At 38.1% G+C, this 15135-nt stretch carries 9 protein-coding genes and 1 pseudogene; 1 reads left to right on the plus strand and 9 read right to left on the minus strand.

Annotated features, from left to right (window positions below):
- Positions 1 to 52: 52 nt before the first annotated feature.
- From ADI86_RS02570 to ADI86_RS02580, 3 genes are read right to left on the minus strand one after another with little or no spacing between them, the layout of a single operon-like run.
- Positions 53 to 715, minus strand: a complete 663-nt coding sequence (locus ADI86_RS02570; protein WP_049531666.1) for a hypothetical protein — start codon at positions 713 to 715, stop codon at positions 53 to 55.
- A 16-nt stretch (positions 716 to 731) separates the two neighbouring features.
- Positions 732 to 2237 carry a serine/threonine-protein kinase gene (locus ADI86_RS02575; protein WP_049531667.1) on the minus strand — a complete coding sequence of 502 codons (1506 nt, stop codon included), beginning with the start codon at positions 2235 to 2237 and terminating at the stop codon, positions 732 to 734.
- Between the two features lie 13 nt (positions 2238 to 2250).
- The gene (locus ADI86_RS02580) at positions 2251 to 3024 is read right to left on the minus strand and encodes a hypothetical protein (RefSeq protein WP_049531668.1); all 774 of its coding nucleotides are present in this window, start codon (positions 3022 to 3024) and stop codon (positions 2251 to 2253) included.
- A 284-nt stretch (positions 3025 to 3308) separates the two neighbouring features.
- Here ADI86_RS02580 and ADI86_RS02585 point away from each other — a divergent pair, with 284 nt between their 5' ends.
- Complete coding sequence (locus tag ADI86_RS02585; protein WP_049531669.1) at positions 3309 to 4064, plus strand: hypothetical protein; 756 nt, start codon at positions 3309 to 3311, stop codon at positions 4062 to 4064.
- A 328-nt stretch (positions 4065 to 4392) separates the two neighbouring features.
- Here the strand turns inward: ADI86_RS02585 and ADI86_RS02590 are convergent, their stop codons facing one another.
- The 6 genes and pseudogenes from ADI86_RS02590 to ADI86_RS02615 all read right to left on the minus strand — a co-directional run bounded on the left by ADI86_RS02590 (position 4393) and on the right by ADI86_RS02615 (position 14523).
- The gene (locus ADI86_RS02590) at positions 4393 to 5994 is read right to left on the minus strand and encodes a type I restriction-modification system subunit M (protein WP_049531670.1); all 1602 of its coding nucleotides are present in this window, start codon (positions 5992 to 5994) and stop codon (positions 4393 to 4395) included.
- A gap of 173 nt (positions 5995 to 6167) precedes the next feature.
- Positions 6168 to 7408, minus strand: a pseudogene (locus ADI86_RS02595) (restriction endonuclease subunit S).
- 11 nt (positions 7409 to 7419) lie between these two features.
- On the minus strand, positions 7420 to 8490 hold the full coding sequence (locus ADI86_RS02600; RefSeq protein ID WP_049531671.1) for an AbiH family protein: 1071 nt from the start codon (positions 8488 to 8490) through the stop codon (positions 7420 to 7422).
- Between the two features lie 264 nt (positions 8491 to 8754).
- A complete protein-coding gene (locus tag ADI86_RS02605) occupies positions 8755 to 12123 on the minus strand; it encodes a type I restriction endonuclease subunit R (RefSeq protein WP_241486538.1) in 3369 nt (1122 codons plus the stop codon).
- A gap of 324 nt (positions 12124 to 12447) precedes the next feature.
- Positions 12448 to 13695: a toxic anion resistance protein gene (locus tag ADI86_RS02610; protein WP_049531672.1), complete on the minus strand. Its 1248-nt coding sequence runs from the start codon at positions 13693 to 13695 to the stop codon at positions 12448 to 12450.
- Between the two features lie 21 nt (positions 13696 to 13716).
- On the minus strand, positions 13717 to 14523 hold the full coding sequence (locus ADI86_RS02615) for a hypothetical protein (protein ID WP_049531673.1): 807 nt from the start codon (positions 14521 to 14523) through the stop codon (positions 13717 to 13719).
- Positions 14524 to 15135: the final 612 nt, after the last annotated feature.

Here is a 15135-nt window from a genome sequence, read left to right on the forward strand (position 1 = left end):
CCCCCCTATTATTTATTTTTTATCTTCGTCATTATTGATAGTTTAATATGACTCACATTAATTCTAAAATATCTTTTTGTTTATTATCAAAAATTTTTTTTGAGTCAACAACAATTTGGAAAAGTTCATATTCAATCTCAGTAAAATAACAAAATATCTCTGCACATTCAATTAAAGTAGGATTTAGTTTTTCTCTTGGGGGCAATCCAACTGAAAATTTAATTTTTCCTACTTGTTCAGAATGTTCAGACCAAAAGGCTTCATGAAATGCGACTTCAGACAAATGAACATAGCCAGATGATTTATTGTAAATTTCTTCAATCTCAGGATAATACTCCGAAATTCTTTTCTTAAGATTGAAATCAGTCATCTTTCTGTTTTGATTATCTCTCATATTTCTAATAGTTTTGCCACTTAAACTCTCTTTAATAAAGGTTCTTCTATCCTTTGATATAAAAGCTGCGAAGACTCTCATAAGGTTATCAAGTTGTGTTCGTACTAAAATTCCTACACAAGCCAGATTTCTCATTCTTAGTAAGTCTATTATTCCATCAATAAGTTGAACTCGTCTGTTGAGTGCTGAAAGAAAAAATATATCATCCTCAGTAAGATTTTCACCAATAATACCTTCAGCTATTGTCTTTGATTTTTCACGATATTCTCTTAATTTATTGAAATATGTCTCTATTTCATTGAAGTATTCATCATTTGTCATTACATTTCCTCCTAATCTATCTTTCTAATATGGACTCAATCATTGGTTCAATTCCATTTTCAATCAAGTACTCTATCATATGCTGAGCAGAAAAGCGCTCAACTACATAGGCTATATAGTGTAGAATCTGAGCAGCCACTTCTTTAACATTGAATGAAAATTGTCCTTCTAAAACTCTAAAAGAAAGGCTAGCAAAAGGGTCTGCATATTCAAATTGTTTCAAATATTGTTCGTAGTTAGAATGAATCGTTTGAATGATATAAATCGCGTGTGTATCATCTAACTTCATAAAGACCATTAAGCTTTCAATAAAAATATTATCCTTTTTGATACATGTTTGACATAACTCTCTTGCTGACATTTCATAAATATAGTTTTCTATGTCGTCATCAAAAACACCGTGGTCAATTTTTTCCCAGATTGTTTTCTTAAAAGTCTCATTGCTTCTAATGCTCAGCCATGCGTTTAATGCATTCAACATTTCAGTAGCGTCTTGATATCTATAATCAGGTTCTAAATTCGTAGCTTTTTCACTAACAGAACGAAGTGAATGAGAAAAAATATTAGGATTCTTAGTCATAACAAAATTAATAATACGTCCCAGTGAATACACATCGCTTCGTTTATCAGCATCTTTTAAAAGTGTTAATTGCTCTGGCGCGCAATAAAAGAGTTGACCAAAGGAAGTTGTGTCCATTGTTTGATGAGATGTCAGAGTATTTAGGTTTTTTCCTAATCCAAAATCAGCAATCTTAATTATCCCATTCACGAAGAAAACATTGGTTGGACTTAAGTCTCTATGCAGAACATCTCTTTGGTGGACAAGAGACATAGTATAAAGTATTTGACGCAATATATTGAGCTTAGAGTCCTCTGTCAGCTCACTTGCTTCAATATAATTTCCCAATGTATCATCGGCTTTTTCCATTGTGTATGAACAATTACTACTATCGAAATCAAATACTCGAATAATGCTCTCAATATCCGAACAAGACTTAGTTATTTCATACTCTCTTTTTAACCTACTTCTCAACGATTGTCGTCTCACAGATTCCTCATTTAGTTTTTTTATCACTAATCCTGTAGATTTTTGGAAATAAATATCAGCAAAGCCACCCTTTCCAATCTCAACTAAATCTAAATCAATTTCTACTAAATAAAATTCATTTCCTCTTCTTGAGAGTTTTAAAGAATAAACAGAACAAATTTTATCTAATTCATTTATTATTTTCTGCTGATGCTCTAAAGCATCCACTTCACTTATCTGACGCTCTGTTAAAAGATATTGTTTGCTGAGTATAAGGTTGAAAAATGAATTGATAATGCCTCTAGATGAAAAGTCCAATAGCTTATCATTCACATATATCCATCTTGTAGGAAAACCCTGACCATAACTATCTTGAATATGGAAATGGGTATTGAAAAAAGAAACTAGCTGAGGTCCTGATTTATAAGTAAACATCCCCATCTCATCTCCACAGAATATCTTTGCTAGTCTTTTGTAAAAATCTGGATTGATCAATAACTCGTCCTCCTTATAAATGGTAATTCTTTAATTTAATAAATGTAGGCAGTGACATACAATCTACTTTCTCAATTAAACAGAGGGTGTCGTCAAGAATAGAAAAAATATAAAATCTATCTTGAAATATAGTTACAAAATAAGTCTCAAATTCCTTTGCTTTTAAACTTCTGTATTCAAATAGTGAGTGAAAATCATAATTTAACGCGCTTACAATAATATCATCCGAATTATCTGTCTCGAGTATATCAATCAGCTCAAACGAATATGGAAAAAATAATAAAAGGTTTTTCTGTTTTTCCAGCATTTTCAACACTTTTATGATATCTCTTTCAATACCATACTTTCTAATATTTAAAAAGTTTTCCCCTAATCGAGTGAGCTCTGATATATCTCTTGTTCGGAATGCAACATGAATCTGAGTAGCTTTTACTTCACCGAATTTCTTTTTACTTTCATGAGTACCAATTATACCACCACCATAATTGCTAATACCCATAGAAAACAAATGACTAGCTTGTAATCTAGTGCTAGATGATAATAGTTTAAAGTCTATTTCATAACTTTTCGAGATTGCATCACATTGACCATTATTTTCATTTAACGGTTTAGAGAAAGGAGATTGCCCTTTATCTTTAAAATGAGATGACTTATTAAGTAGCTCTAGTAAATAGTTCTCATAATTACAATCGGGCTCTCCATCAACAAAATTTTTAATAATAGTAGCTGGTGATAACAATTTGAATTTTATACGTGGGTCAATATTAGGGTTTAAATTCTCTTTCATAGTAATTCCTCCATATCATTATACCATCAATGTGTAAAGGAGTTGATTTGTTGAAGTAATAACTCATTATAAAATTAATTTAGATGTATGATTCTAAATATTGCTCTTAACTAGTAGAATTAATTATTTATAGCTCTTACGATATTATTAATTTCTTCTGTTTATCAATATTTTAACCAAAAATAAGATTTCTATAATTTACTTTCAAGTTTATAATAGCATTTTCTTTGAATTAGGTATAATATAGTATATATGAAATATTATCGAGTTAAGGAGTAGGTAAAATGGGAGAGAAATTTAAAGAATTCTATTTCACTGGGGATCAAAGACTTCATAATTTAGATGAATTAGAAAAGGAATATGAACAAAAAAGTGGAGATATATCGAGTTACCGGGGTAGAATATTTTGTCCAGAATGTAGGATTGCTGAGCTAGCATTTACTCATAAAACATCAAAAAAAAGAGCTTTTTTGTCTACATTACCGTCGTCAGGTCATATGGCAGATTGTTCTCTCAAATATGAATCTGTATCCAGGAAGGAAATCAAGGATTACGTTAGTAATTTAGGTGAGGAGGAGATGCAAGATAGACTTGAAGCAATGTTAAATCGAATGTTGCCAAGAGAACGAGAAGAAAATCAAATTCCTGCTAATGATGAAGGCGATAATCCTTTTACAATATTAGTCGGAAGAGAAGGTCAACCTAATACTAGAAAATGTATCCCCAGAAAATCTTTGAAGAGCTGGTTTGATAAGGACGAAGAAAATAACGTCTTTCTATTTTATGGGAGCGTCCATTTAGAAGTTAAAGAATTTAAAACTAAATTGGGGGAGACTCAATACAGATTGATTGTGAAGACCAAACAAGATGGCGAGTGGAAAATAAAGACAACTATATATAGAGGGAAAAACAAGGATAAAATAGACCAACATCAAAATTATGATCTTGCTATTATTGGGCAAATCGAATTCTATAACAACCATCCACAAATTAAAACTGTATCTAGTTCTTCAATTATGTTTAGAAGAAGTCAAGGATAAAACCAAAAAATTATAGGAAGGGGTTTTTCTTTTGTTAATTTCACTACATTGCAAGGCAAATCATTCGAATGACTATGTTTTTCAATTGAATTTTGATTACAAATATTCGCGTGATTTTCGCGTGAATATTTTAAAATATATCTTAGAAACACGATAAAATCAAAGATTTTAATTATCAATCAAATTTACTTTTTCGCGTGACAATCGTCTTAAAAAACAAATTTAAGCAACATTATATTTTAGGAAGGAAAAATAATTCTCGGAACATTTGCAAAAACCAAAACGCAGGCTCAGACCGTCCTGCGTTTTTTCATTCTTAGCCTACTCTCTAAATCTTTTTCAACTTTTCAAGATAGGCGGTTAATTCTGCTTGGGCTTCTGGTGTTGTGCCTACTAGCTGGCTGCGCATGTGTGCGAGTCTGGCTTCTACCTCTCCAATCTCTTTATCAATCTCTGCGAGCTGGTCTGCGAGGTCGGTTAGGGGAACTACGGGTTCTTCCTCAAAGGTATCGACATAGCGCGGAATGTTAAGGTTGTAGTCATTTTCGACAATCTCTTCAAAGCTGGCTAGATGGGCAAATTTCTCGACATTCTCGCGTTTTTGATAGGTCTCCAAAATCTTGGCAATATGGTCTTCGGTCATATTGTTTTGATTTTTCCCTTTCTCAAACTCTTTTGAGGCATCGATAAAGAAGACATCCTTGTTGGTGCGATTCTTTTTAAGGATGATAATGGTTGTCGGAATAGAGGTATTGTAGAAGATATTTGCTGGTAAACCGATAACTGTATCAATAGCGCCTTCTTCTAGCAGGTGCTGGCGAATCTTTTGCTCGGCTGCTCCTCGAAAGAGAACTCCGTGAGGAAGAACGATGGCCATAACTCCATTATGCTTGAGATGGTAAAAACCGTGAAGAAGGAAGGCAAAATCTGCTTTTGACTTAGGCGCCAGAACTCCATAACTTGAAAAGCGAGGATCTTGCAGGAAGCCACTATCTGCTGACCACTTCAGTGAGTAGGGTGGGTTCATCAAAACTCCATCAAAGTCTGTCGGCTCCGTAGTCGGCCAATCTTCGTCTAGAGTATCGTGGTTGCTGAGGTGATAGTTCTCAATCGCAACTCCATGAAGCATCATATTCATGCGAGCAAGGTTGAAGGTCGAAGTAATCAACTCTTGACCGTAGTAAGAAATCGTCGAAGCTTCCTTACTATAGCGCTTAGCATTGAGCAAGAGAGATCCAGAACCCATGGTCGGGTCGTAAACCGACATCCCCTTTTGATGCTCCCGCCCTACAAAGACAATCTGAGTCATGAGATGAGAGACTGCTTGAGGTGTATAGAACTCTCCAGCCTTTTTCCCAGAATCACTGGCAAACTGACCAATCAAGTACTCATAAGCATCACCCAAGATATCACCAGCATGATCAGACACATTGAGGTCGTTGAGCTGTTTCATAACCTCAGAGATGGTCTTGTTTTGCTTTTGTGGGGTGTTGCCTAGCTTTTTAGCATAGAGGTCAATATCTTCGAAAAGATTTTCAAATTTTTCATTGGCCTGCTCGATATCACGGAAACTTTGGGCTAGAGATTCTAGCTGGAAGGTTCCTTCATGGATAGACTGAACCAGCTTGGTAAAGGTCAGAGAAGGCTCAATCACATAGCCCAGATCGTCATTTAAGACTTCGATGAGGTCTTCACGGACATCTGCATCCGCAAAGTTTTCCTCATAGAGAAGCTGCGCTTGCTGGAAGGACTCAAAGGTCTCGTCCAAGTTATCACAGACGGCTTGTAGGATGTTGTCGGATAGGTACTTGTAGAAAATCAAGCCCAAGAGGTAGGACTTGTATTCATTGGCTTCCATCTGGCCACGCAGGATATCTGCCGCATTCCAGAGGGATTGGTAGAGTTGTCTTGATAAATCTGTTTGTGACATAGGGTCTCCTATCAATTTCTACTTTCATTCGTTTAGTGTAGTTTTTTGCGGTCTTTGTATCTTAGATAATTGAACACGATCTAAAAGCTGTGTAAAAAAGATAAACTGTCTGGTCTTCATCGAAGACTGCGCCAGTTTCCTATTTTTACTGGGCTTTTGACGATCTTTGTATCTTAGATAAACATTTTTCTGAGTAAGGTTTGTTTGCTTTCTTTGAGCTGATTGACTTTTTCCTCTTGCTTGGCAATAGCCTTGTCTAGGTCTTGGAAGAAAGAGGCGATTGCTTCTTGTTCAGGGAGTGCGGGAAGAGTTGCAATTACCCTTTTAAAATCTGTCTTATTTATTTTGTCTTGTACACCTGGTGTCTTCCTCATAGTAATTTGATCTTGAATATTTGCTGTCAGCATCATAAAATATAAAAACTGATTATTACTTGAAGTACTTCGTATGAGTACGGAATTGGGAGCTAACGTCATAGGTCTATCTAATTCAGGAACTTGGAAAAATCTCCCAACTGTCCCTACATTTGACATCAATATGTCATCTTTAAACAATCTACTCTTAGATAAAAAATTGTAACCTTTCTCATCTGTATAAAGCCATGGTCCCTTCCAACTATTTGAGGCGTCCTGTAATCTAATCATGTATGCGAAATTATCTTTTTCATAAGTTTTCACATTATTTCTTAGAGATTCAAAACTCCCATTAGCTACATAATCAGTAACAATATCAAACACTTCCCCCAACTTCACTTCCTTCCACTCATCTTCAAATCCTGCGAAGCGAAGGGCTGGTTTGGTTTGTCCTTTGGCTGGGAAGAGGAGCTTGAGGTAGGTTTTCTTCTGCTCCTTGAGCACCTCTAACTTACGCTGTTGAAGGCTAATAAGCTGGTCAATATCTTGGAAGAGAGAACCAATGGCAGTTTGCTCGGGGAGGAAGGGGAGGGAAATTGCCTGATTTTTCACTATATCTGAATTTAAATTTACTTGGCTTCCCGGTTGGCCATATTTTTGCCACTGAGGTCGAAACATATCTAACCACTGAAAAAGAAACTCTTGGTCAAATCTAGGTGCTAAAAAAATTAAAAAACCATCATGAACGCCAGTTTTAACATAGTTAACTACAGGTTTACCTACAGTAGCCGCAATACTTAAAAGTAGATGAGGTTCAAATAAAACTCTTGTTTTCGCTTGTCCTAGCTTAGAAATACGCTGTTCTAGTTTATAAATCTTCCATCTTGTTCTGTAACATCTGAAATTCTTAACCATCCTACATCGCTTTCTTTATCAAACCACTTAGAGTCCTGTATTGGCCTTGGACTAGCTCCACGTACTATATCAGCTAACTCACCCAACTTCTTCTCAGACCAAGGTTCATCATAGTCTGTAAAGCGATAGCTTGGTTTCTTTGTCATATTGCTCCTCCTTATAACAATTGATTGTCCCTTGTATCTATCAATCTTAGTTTATATGCTTTATCTGCGCCTAATTTTTTCAGAGTTCTTTTTATTTGTACTATATTTCCAAATCGGTAATAACTATCAAGTAAAATATCTGCGTTTGGAGCCTCCTTAAATATTACTTTTAAATATGGACTGTCTACCCATCTTTGTTCTGAACGAATGCCAAAACCGATGAAATAAATTTCTTTGACAGAAGATAATCTTTCAAAAAGTTCATTGTAATTAGACAATACATTGTCAACTGGTTTCTTTAACTTTATAACAACTTCTTCAAGATATGCTCCTACATCTAGAGGATTGAAATCACTTAATTCATCATCAAAACCATGTCCAAAAATAAATTTTCCCCCATCAATAACTCCATGTAAATGAAAAACTTGCTTTTCAGGAATTCTATATAAATCTTCTAACGTTTTTGTATAATTGAAGTTGATAAATAATGCATCAGAATTTTTCAAAATGCTATCATTTAACAATTTAGAGTACGATTCTTCGCCTTTAGTCAGAATTCTATCCTTCCAATCAGAATATGTTTCTTCTATCCACAATTTAAATAATTTATTTAAAGAATAATCTATATACTCAGCTAGAATTTCTCCTATCTCATTTGCATTATTAGCCATCAAAGAACCATTCAATTCGCCATCAATATCCAGAAAATCCATAGTAGCAATAGACACTTTATTAAAATCTGCTAATTTCGCTTCAAAATCAGACCAAAATTTCTCAGTTTCCGTAATTTGACCCATTAGCAGGTACAATAACTTATACAAATCTACATCATCTGGATATAGTTTTTCCCCTTCTGGTCCCCTTTGCATTTCAGGAATACTATAATCGTCTATTTCTTCTAGCAATATTTCTTCATCAATTCTATTTAGATATAATTTAATGGCATTTTCACTTTGCAACGACTCTAACAACTCATCTTTCCCATAAGCCTGCTGATAAACGAACTTCTTGAAATATAGATAATCTGTCTTTAAGTCATGTGCTATATCAAAACCATTTCCGATAATAAATAATTTCTCCACTATATCCCCTCTTTCTATTACTCCATTTTCTTATTTCTACACTTTAGGTTTTCTTTTTTTGATATCTATTCTTCAATTTTACCTATTTTTGAACTTTAGGATGTCTATCTGTCATTTCTATTGTTCAATTTTGGCCATTTTTGCATTTTAGATAGGCAATCAGGCTATTCTATTCTTCAATTTTGCCTCTTTTGAAATAATAGAAAGTCTGATTTGACAAGATAACGTTAAACACCTAGCAGATAGAAAAGGCAAATCGGTATTTTATCTCCCCCTTAATGGTAAGATATCCTCTGAAATCATGCGCATATAGTCCTCTTTGAGGGCTTTTTTATATTTGAGTTTTGGTAGTGCCTTGCCTCCGTGAGCTTCCTTATAGGCCAGATAGTCCTGAGATTCTGTGATGGCTTTTTCACCATTTTGCTTGTCTCGTCCGATGCGGTAGTTGTCCACTACGAACTGGAGTTCGTCCTCTCCTATCTGCCAATAATCTGCCGTTTCACGAATCTTTTTCTGGGTTGTTAGCTCAATCATCTCATCCAACTTATGGATGATAGACTGACCCTGATAGCTCTTGGCATCAGCTTGGACATTCTGCCAGAGTTTGGAGATGAGGCTGGATAACTTGGGATTGGATTTGTTCAAATCTTCGATATAGTTATCTACCAGACTCTTTTCCTTTTTACCGATGAGGTTTTCCCGATTTTCAATCAGGGCTTGGATGAGAGAGAGGATATAGTGATAGTTTATCTCGTCGGTGCGGATGGATTCAAGCTCATACTCGATATCCAGTAACACACCTTCATCTTCTTGGTCTTCTTTTCTGCGTCTGCGGAGTTCTTCGATGACATTTTGATACTGGCCGGCAAAGTTCTCGATGTCTTCTAGGCTGAGACCAATCTCTCTGAGGATGACTTTCTCATCGTAGTCAGAATAGACTTGTATGGAGGATAGGAGCTTGTCAAATTCTTGAAAAGCCTTGGCAAAGCGTTTTAATTCTGCATCTGTCGCTGTATCCAAATCAGGCACCTGCTCTGGACTTGGAGCGATGGCTAATAGTTGATGAACCTTGTCAAGAAACTTGGCCTTCTCCTCTTGCCATTCTGGGGCTAAGACACTGGTTTCGCCACCATTTGAATAAAGGCTCAGAGCTTCATCCACCTTTTCTTTAAAGCGGTCAGGCGTTTGGAAGGTAACGATTTGGCCGAATTTCTTGCCTTCATCAAAGAGGCGATTGGTTCGTGAAAAGGCCTGAATGATATGCTGGGGTTTCATGGGCTGACGATCCATGAAAAGGGTCGATAGACAAGGGGCATCAAAGCCCGTCAACAAGCGGTCCACCACGATAACCAAGTCTAATTGCTCTTCACGGAAGGCAAAACGTTCTTTCTTACGGGCCAGACGGTCGTTGAGGTCACTATTGTAGGAAGCAATAGTTGCTAGGCTAAAGTGAGTACCAAACATGGTATTGTAGTCCTCTAGACTCTCCTCCATGTAGGCTTGGTTGACATAGGAGTCTGCTTCATTTTCTGTCACAGAGTAAGTAATAGCAACCTTAGGAAAGTCTGGCAAGACTTTTTTAACATTTTCCGAAATGCTTAAAGACTTCTCTCCATTTTTGACTTGCTTAATCAGGTTATAATAGGCCTGCGCACGGGCAATGCTTTTGACGGTCAAAATGGCTTCATAGGTTTTCCCCACCCCATTTTGGAAACCAAGTTTGCGTCTTGAGCGATTGAGAATGGCATCTAAAACCGCAAGCATGTGGCCTTCGTCATCATAACGCTCCTCGTCAATCTCATCTTCTGCCCAACCAGGCATGGTCGTCTGATACTCTACATTAAAGCCAAGAACCGCCTTGTCATGGATGGCTTCTTTGACGGTATATTGGTGGAGACAGTCACCGTACTGCTCTTCGGTCGTCTGAGCAAGGTCTCCTTTTTGTTCACGTTTATTTTCTGTAAAGATAGGAGTCCCTGTAAAACCATACCAGAGAGAATTTGTAAAGAAGTGCTCTAGGTGGCGCTGGCGTTCAGGAGTCACTGCGCGATGGCATTCATCGACGACAAAGGCTAGTTTGAGTTGTTTGATACGATTGTAGACCTTTTGGTGACGGCCTTCATCAAACTGACGAATCATAGCATTGATTTTCTGGATGGTCGTCACAACGACACGGCGATCATCAGAAGCCAGATTTTTAACCAATTCCTGTGTATCATCGGTCTCGTCGATATCAATCATGTCGTTCTCTGCGTAAGACTGAAACGAACTGGTCGTCTGCTGGTCAAGGTCTGTCCTATCAATCACAAAGATTGTCTTTTCGATAGATGGAATCTGGAGCAGATTGCGCGAAACCTTATAAGAGGTCAGGGTCTTTCCTGAACCAGTCGTATGCCAAATATAGCCTGACTGGCGCTTGCGACTGGCTTCACGGATGGCTTCAATGGCATGAACCTGATAGGGGCGCAATAAAATCAAGGCTTTCTTGTCATCATCGATGACAGAATACTGCATGACCATCTCATGAGCTCTCGGTATCGACAAGACAGACTCCGCAAAGTCAAATAATTGAGGTAGGGGTCTATTTTCACTATCCACCCACTTGGTCAAGAAGCGTTCATTTAGCTTGTTGGCTTTGGCAGCTGCGATGTAGCGAGTGTCTGTGACATTAGAGACGACAAACATCTGAAGACTTGAAAAAATGCCTCTGAACTGTCCTTCTTGGTCGTATTTCTTAATCTGACGAAAAGCATCCATATAAGGATGAGAACGGCTTTTCAGTTCGATTTGAATCATGGGCAGACCATTGATTAACAAAGTCACATCCCCACGGCGCTGGCGAATCCCTTCTCCGCCTGTGATGACTTGGTTTACAACCTCATAGCTGGATTTGCCACCAGCGACATTATTTCTCCACAAGACTTCCAAGCGAATGGTGCCTAGACTGGCATCTTCACGTTGAACCTGTACCTTGGCAATACCATTTTCCCCTGCTATCCACTTAGCTGCTTCATAAAAGTTGACGAAATTGAGCTGGTTTTTGATTTGATTTTTCTCTGAATTTGTAAGGGGATGGTCTTGCAAAATGCGGACATTATTAGCTTCCAACTTGGCAAAAAAGTTTCCCCATAGGAGGTCTTCTGTATTTAACTCAGGTCGATACACCCATTGACTTTCGCCCTTTGTCAGCTGGTTAATCAAATCCCGCTCGATAACCAATTCCTGTTTGGTTTTGGCTTTGCCTGCTATAGGAACAGCAGTCTCGTCTTTAGGAGAGAGTCTCTGGCTGATATGGAAATCCTGCAAGGCTGCTTGATTAAGATGTTGCAATTTTTCAAGAAGAGCTTGCTCCGTCCCTTTTATAGCTTGATAGGCTGCCGTCAGGTCTTTATCTGCATCTAGGTAGTGATGCGGGTTCTTCTTTATTTGGATATAACCCTGCACCAAATCTTCTAAACGTCTCAGCTGAATAGCAAGCTGGTTCTGGAGTTCCTGAGAATTGCTTCCAGATGCTTCTTTCTGGTGGATAGCTTCTAGGTATTCTACGATGGCAGTATAACTAGCCTGCAACTCAGGTGCTGAAACGATAAGCTCTTGTTCTAATTCTTTTGATAAGGTGTAAACCATGTTCATACCCCATTTCTAAAACGCAAAAAGCCTACCAAAAACATTGGTAGGTTTTGAAAATGGGTATGAAAACGCGAGTTTATATATATATGCAAGTTAATTATTTGCTTAAATCTGAAAACCATAGGGACTCTTCCTTTTCATTCATCCAAGGCGTTGCGACATCGAAAAAACAGCGCCTTTACTTCCTCCTATTGTATCATAAAAGACTAGTAGTGAAAAGGTTTTCTAGGGTATTCTATCTAAATCTAGCAATCATTCCATGACCTTCAAACTTCTACTAAAACAAGCAAAATCCCCTGCAAGCTATACTTACAAGGGACTTGTGTGTTATTCTTGAACTTCTTTTTGGGCGGCCTTGCCTTGGTCTAGAAGAGCTTGGACGATTTTCTCATCACGTAGTTTGACAGAATCGTTGATCATTTCTGCAGACTTGACGATGGTTGTTTCTAGTTGGGCACGTTTCTGGCGTCCCAATTCAATGGCAGCGACAATACCCTGGTTTTGTGCGACCAGACTTTCAGCCAGTTTGGTAACAGACTCAACAGCAACTGTTGGGCTTTGGGCAATTCGTTCCATCTGCGGAATCACTTCCTTGCTGGTTTCAGCCAGCATCTGAAGGGCAGCATTATTGGCATTGACAATGGCATCTGCCACGACACCTGATTTCATGGATTGTTGCAAAATACCAAGTTGGGCAATAGAAAGCTTCATTGTCGGAATCGTATTGCGACGAAGCATGCCCAATTTTTGGCGCATATCAGATGATACCTTCACAAGATTGCGCATCTGAGGTGTTGTGGCCCAGGCAACGTAGAGACGGCTGACATACTCGGTATGTTGTTGTTCGAGGGTATTGACCACTTCAGCCATGCGGGCCAATTCTTGGGACTTGGTCTGGTATTCCACCGTACTTGTATCGAGTTGGTCAGCTTGAGCTTTCAGTTCTACAGCGCGATTGCCAGCTTCTGTTTGGCTGGCTTCGATAAAGGAAATCACTCCCACTAGATTTTCAATGGATTTGGTATTGTCCTCAATCAACATCTCAGCAGATACGATATTTCGAGCTAGCACGTCTTCTTGCTTGACCACTGCAGCTGCCATGCCATCCAGCTTTTGCTCCACTGTTTTTGAGTCAAAGTAAAATTCCTGTTGGGTATTCTTGCTCTTGTTAAACAAGCGTTGCAAAAAGTTTGGCTTTTCTTCCAACTCAGCGATTTCAGCATTCTTGTATTTGACTACAAAGCCTTGCAACTCACGATTGGTATTTTTGAGAAGATCATCCACTTGGGGAATTTGTAGTTTCTTTTGTTCTGACAAGATACGATTGACCGTATTGTTCACACCTTCGACAGCAGATTGTCCAAAATCCAAAAGTGCATTTTGATTGGTGACAAACTGGTCTACTAATTGGGGCACGTGCGCTTTGATTCCTTCTTGCTGCTCAGGGCTCAACTTTTCAAGGAAGGTCAAGGTCTTGTCTGAGCCAGTATTGGTCTCGATGATTTGGGTTGTTTTATCCACCTTAGCTACCGTATTGTTGGCAATCTGGTCAATATCAAAATTAAATTCTGTCATGGTTACTCCTTTATTTCTAACCTATTCTTTACGATCTTTTTCTAGGATACGCAGACTGATATCAAAATCACGCATATCTGTTTCATTGAGTTCTCTCAAGACCTGGTCCAGCTCAAGGTCAAATTGTTCGATGGCTGCTTTAGCTTGTTGCAAGCGTTCTTCTGCTCGATTATAGTTTTTAGGATTGGCTTTAATCTTTAAATAGCCTTCTAAAATCGTTTGGAATTTCTCCATCTTCAAACTATGAATGGCCGTCAATTCTTCCTTATCACCCTCAGCAGAGGTAGCAATCTTGTCTAAAATGGCCTGATGATCAATGGCAATATTGGCCAAGGTCTGGGACAATTCTGGAGCTAGTTCCTCTGGCTCCGCATTTTCAAAATCTACCTGACTTTCTCTATCCAAACGTTCTAGCTGAACATCGATAGTTGCCCTTACTGTACGGACCTTTTTGTCAATACGGTTGTAGACATCAGCGTCGATATAGGACTTGAGACGATCCGCCTCCTGATGGATTTCCCGCAGTTCGATTAATACTTGATTGGCCAGACTCTTATAGAACTCTGAGCCTTTCTCTACCAAGACTCCCTCTAACTGCTGAATATCTTTGTCCGCCTGACGAATCCGAGCTTTTAAAAGCTCAATCCGATCGTCGAGCGAACGATCCTGCAAAAGAGGATAGCGCCAACGTTTATAAAGGCGATAACCACCATAGCCTAGCAGGACACAAGCCGCAAGTGGAAGAGCATATTGAACCAAAAGGCCCAGTAAGAACAAGAAGCCCCAAAAATAGAGACAGCCTTTCCAAAAACCATTACCCGATTTCATAAACATTCCTTATTTTCAATTTATAAGTCTATTTTAGCACAAAAGACAAAAATGAGGGCGGAAATCCCCTAGAAAAGAGTTGATTTCTTTACTGTAGAATGGAGGCTAGAAGCGCGTGTTCTAATTTCAGTTGAGCGGACTCAAACCACAAACACACTCTGAGGAAATATCAAAACAAAAGCTTGAAAAATCGGAGGGGGTGTGTTAGAATGAATTTATAGTGATGATAATTGTCTAACAAGGCAACAAAAAGCCCCAACGTTCCCGCGTTGAGGTTTTTTTGGCTTATTGCCCCTTAAAGGTTATTTCTTGCGTGAGTTAAGCCATTTCTCAAACAAGGTTGTCAAAATATTGACTACTAAGGGTGCTAGAAAAATTGTGATGATAATTTCTAACATCGGCAACACCTCCCTTCCTTAAAGTGAGGAGGCTAAAATATTATATCATACCAGATTTATATCATCAACATCGCGTCATTATTGGCATAGATAGACTCAGATACACCAATAACCTTACTAGCAAATCTCTAAACAAACCCAGAAATCAACATTTTAAGACAAAGCAAAAAGCCCACTGTTGTAGGCTTTCTGTAAGATATTTCTTAAAATTAAA

It is taken from the genome of Streptococcus pseudopneumoniae (assembly GCF_001074975.1).
Classification (GTDB): Bacteria; Bacillota; Bacilli; order Lactobacillales; family Streptococcaceae; genus Streptococcus; species Streptococcus pseudopneumoniae_D.